At 62.4% G+C, this 4,338-nt stretch carries 4 protein-coding genes; all 4 read right to left on the minus strand.

Going from position 1 to position 4,338, the window contains the following annotated elements:
- Nucleotides 1-25 precede the first annotated feature (25 nt).
- The gene (gene xoxF5, locus ACTJKL_RS23635; protein WP_324764326.1) at nucleotides 26-1,831 is read right to left on the minus strand and encodes a lanthanide-dependent methanol dehydrogenase XoxF5; all 1,806 of its coding nucleotides are present in this window, start codon (nucleotides 1,829-1,831) and stop codon (nucleotides 26-28) included.
- A 177-nt stretch (nucleotides 1,832-2,008) separates the two neighbouring features.
- Entirely contained in the window at nucleotides 2,009-2,419 is a 411-nt protein-coding gene (locus ACTJKL_RS23640; RefSeq protein ID WP_100672565.1) for a c-type cytochrome, read from the minus strand.
- 13 nt (nucleotides 2,420-2,432) lie between these two features.
- Nucleotides 2,433-3,263, minus strand: coding sequence for an S-formylglutathione hydrolase (fghA, locus tag ACTJKL_RS23645; RefSeq protein ID WP_018098069.1), 831 nt, complete (start codon nucleotides 3,261-3,263; stop codon nucleotides 2,433-2,435).
- Between the two features lie 8 nt (nucleotides 3,264-3,271).
- Nucleotides 3,272-4,338, minus strand: a 1,067-nt coding sequence (locus ACTJKL_RS23650; RefSeq protein WP_440853955.1) for an S-(hydroxymethyl)glutathione dehydrogenase/class III alcohol dehydrogenase, incomplete at its 5' end; no start/stop codon positions are given.

Raw genomic sequence — 4,338 nt, forward strand, 5'->3', positions numbered from 1 at the left:
CCAACTCCCGGGCGAAGATTGCCTCTTATTCCGGCAGCTTGAACACGGTAAGCGTGCCGCCGAGTGCGGTGTAGTTGCTGAGGGCCGAGTAGCCGCCGACGGCTCCGAGACCTTCAGTCGGGTTGGTCAGGCCTGCTGCCAGACCGATACCGGCCCAGCCGCCGACACCCGAAAGCACGGCCACGTACTGCTTGCCGTCACGGGCATAGGTCATCACGTTGCCGATCACCCCGGACGGTGTCTTGAAGCGATAGAGCTCCTTGCCGGTCGCCGCGTCGATTGCCTTCAGATAACCCTCGAGCGTTCCGTAGAAGACCACGTCGCCGGCTGTTGCCAGAGCGCCGGACCAGACCGAGAACGGCTCCGGCAGAGACCACTTGATCTTGCCTTCCTTGTTGTCCCAGGCAATGAAATTGCCCATGCCGCCGTGGCTGTCCTTCGGCGGGTACATCGACAGCGTGGCCCCGACATAGGGCTGGCCGGCGGTGTAGCTTACCCGGAACGGCTCGTAGTCCATGCAGACGTGGTTGGTCGGAACGTAGAACAGCTCGGTCTTCGGCGAATAGGCCGCAGGCTGCTGGTCCTTGGTGCCGAGTGCCGCCGGGCATACGCCGGTGGTGTTGGTGTCTTCGCCGTTTTGCTCCGTCGAATACTGTGCCACGACCTGAGGCCGACCGTATTTGTCGGACTTCGGATCCATGACCACTTCAGTCGCCCAATTGACCGTGGGATCGTATTTCTCGGCCACGAGCAGCTCGCCGGTGACGCGGTCCATCGTATAGCCGAAGCCGTTCCGGTCGAAGTGGGTCAGCAGCTTGCGGTCCTTGCCGTCGATCTGCTGTTCGGTCAGGATCATCTCGTTGACGCCGTCATAGTCCCATTCGTCATGGGGCGTCATCTGATAGAGCCATTTCGCCATGCCGGTATCGACATCACGCGCAAAGATGGTCATCGACCACCGATTGTCGCCCGGCCGCTGGGTCGGGTTCCAGGTCGAAGGGTTGCCGGATCCGTAATATACCAGATTTTCTTCCGGATCGTAGGAGTACCAGCCCCAGGTCGTGCCGCCGCCGATCTTCCACTGATCGCCTTCCCAGGTGGTGAGGCCGGAATCCTTGCCGACCGGCTTGCCCAGATGGGTGGTCTTTTCAGGATCGATCAGCGTATCGCTGTCGGGCCCCATGGAGTAACCGCGCCACAGGAGTTTCCCGTCTGCCATCGAATAGGCCGTCACGTGACCGCGGACGCCGAACTCGCCGCCGGATATGCCGACGAGAATCTTGTCCTTCACCGGCATGACGGTGGCGGTATTCGTCTCGCCCTTGGTGGCATCGCCGTTCTTGACGCTCCAGATGACCTTGCCGGTCTTGGCGTCGAGTGCCACGACGGTCGTATCGGCCTGATGCAGGAAGATCTTGTTATCCGCATAGGCCACGCCGCGATTGACGGTGTCGCAACACATCACCGGGATCACGTTCGGATCCTGCTTCGGCTCGTATTTCCAGACGATCTGGCCGTCCTTGCTGAGATCCAGCGCGTAGACCGTGTTCGGGAACGGCGTGTGGACGTACATCAGGTCGCCGATGACGAGCGGCGAACCTTCGTGACCACGCAGAACGCCGGTCGAGAAGGTCCAGGCAACCTGAAGTTTGCCTACGTTGTCCTTGTTGATCTGGTCGAGCTTGGAGTAGCGCAGGTTGGCATAGTCGCCGGTCTGGATAGCCCATTGATTGGGGTCATCGATGAGCTTCTGCAAATCATCGTTGGCGAAAGCGACCTGTGCACCGCCGCCTATCGACATAATGGCAAGCATTGTAAGAAGTCGTTTCATTTCATCCTCCTCTTGGGTGCTGCCGATAGGGCCGTTGAACCCGCTCGCTCCGGGAAAACCTCGCGGTCTCCTCATCTCCCGGTATCGGCTTGCGACTCTGCCCCTGCTGCTGGAGAAAGCTCCGTCTGCTTCAGGGGTAACTTGCTTCTGTCCTTGCTTTCGTTTCCTCCTCTTCGGTCAGGGAAAGGTTGCCAGATATGCGATTATATCGGCGCGCTCCTGATCCTTGCGCAGACCCGCAAAGGTCATCTTGGTGCCGGGTAGGAAGCCCTTCGGACTGGTCAGAAACTCAGCGATCTTCTCCGGCGTCCAGGTAAGCCCTGCCTCGGCCGCCTTGCTCATTGCCGGCGAGTAGGCGTAGCCTTCGGCTTTGCCGGCCGACCGGCCGATTATCCCGTTCAGCAAGGGTCCGGTCTTCGACTTGGCATCCGGACCGACGGCATGACAGGCCTGACACTTGCGGAAGACTTTCTCGCCTGCACCGGGATCTCCGACCGAAGGATCCAGAGCAAGAGCCGGCGCAGCAGCGCCAAGAATTCCACCGAACAGGACGAAAGCGGTCAGTCGGGTACCAAGTCTAAAAGCCATTCTTTCCTCTCCCTTACGCGGCGTTCAGCCGCTCTGCATGCCAGCGCACGTGGTCCTCGCCGAAGCTCGCCACGAAGTAGTAGCTGTGATCGTAACCCGCCTGCAGCCGGACGACGCCGGCCTGTCGCCGCTCCGCCAGCAAGCGGGCCATCGCCTCGGGCTGCAGCTCGTCCAGAAACTGATCCGCCGCGCCCTGATCGATCAGGATGTCGCCATGCCAGCCGAGCTCGCCGAGAAGCAGGCAGGCGTCATAGCTGCCCCAGTCGGCCTCGTCGTCGCCGAGATACGCGGAGAACTGCTTGCGGCCCCAGTCCGACCGGGTCGGATTGACGATCGGCGCGAAGGCCGAAACGGAGCGGAAAAGTTCCGGGTTGCGGAAGGCGATCGTCAGCGCGCCGTGGCCGCCCATCGAATGCCCGGTGATCCCGTTGACGCCGTTCAGCGGCAACTGATCCTGCAGAAGAGCGGGCAATTCGGTGACGATGTAATCATACATGCGATAGTGCGGCGACCAGGGCTTCTGCGTCGCATTGACATAGAAGCCCGCACCCTGACCGAGATCGTAGGCCTCGTCGTCGGCCACGCCCTCTCCGCGCGGCGACGTATCGGGGAAAACCAGCGCCAGCCCCTGCTCGGCCGCGTGCCGCTGCAGACCCGCCTTGATCATGGCATTCTCATGCGTGCATGTCAGGCCCGAGAGATACCACAACAACGGCACCGAACGCGTCCGCGCCTGCGGCGGCATGTAGAGGCCGAATGTCATCTCGACACCGCAAACCTCGGAGGCGTGGCGGTACACGGACTGGGTCCCGCCGAAACATTGGCTTTGCGTTACGAGTTCCATTTTCGCGCTCAATAGAGGACCACGCTTCGAATGCTCTCGCCGGAATGCATGAGCTCGAACCCCTTGTTGATGTCCTCGAGCGGCATGGTGTGGGTGATCATCGGATCGATCTCGATCTTGCCCTCCATGTACCAGTCGACGATCTTCGGCACGTCGGTGCGCCCGCGCGCGCCGCCGAAGGCGGTGCCCATCCAGGTGCGGCCGGTGACGAGCTGGAACGGCCTGGTGGCAATCTCCTGGCCGGCGCCGGCGACGCCGATGATCACCGACTTGCCCCAGCCGCGATGCGAGGCTTCGAGCGCCTGGCGCATGACCTTGGTGTTGCCGGTGCAGTCGAAGGTGTAGTCGGCGCCGCCGATCTGGTCGGCACCGCGCTTCGTCAGGTTGACGAGATAGGGCACGATGTCGTCGCCGACCTCCTTCGGATTGACGAAGTGGGTCATGCCGAACTTTTCGCCCCAGGGCTTCTTGTCGTTGTTGAGGTCGACGCCGATGATCATGTCGGCGCCGGCAAGGCGAAGCCCCTGGATGACGTTGAGCCCGATGCCGCCGAGACCGAAGACGATGGCGGTGGCGCCGATCTCGACCTTGGCGGTGTTGATCACCGCGCCGATGCCGGTGGTGACGCCGCAGCCGATATAGCAGATCTTGTCGAAGGGAGCGTCCGGATTGACCTTGGCGAGCGCGATCTCCGGCAGCACGGTGAAGTTCGAAAAGGTCGAGCAGCCCATATAGTGGTGGACCTTGTCGCCGTTGATCGAGAACCGCGAGCTGCCGTCCGGCATCAGCCCTTGCCCCTGGGTGGCGCGGATGGCGGTGCAGAGATTGGTCTTGCGGCTGAGGCAGGAGGGGCAGGAGCGGCATTCCGGCGTATAGAGCGGGATGACGTGGTCGCCCTTCTTCACCGAGGTGACGCCCGGGCCGACATCGACGACGATGCCGGCGCCCTCATGACCGAGGATCGCCGGGAACAGCCCCTCCGGATCGGCCCCCGACAGCGTGAAATCGTCGGTATGGCAGATGCCGGTCGCCTTCACCTCGACCAGCACCTCGCCGGCCCGAGGGCCTTCGAGCT

The organism is Sinorhizobium sp. 22678, assembly GCF_052044265.1.
Classification (GTDB): Bacteria; Pseudomonadota; Alphaproteobacteria; order Rhizobiales; family Rhizobiaceae; genus Sinorhizobium; species Sinorhizobium meliloti_A.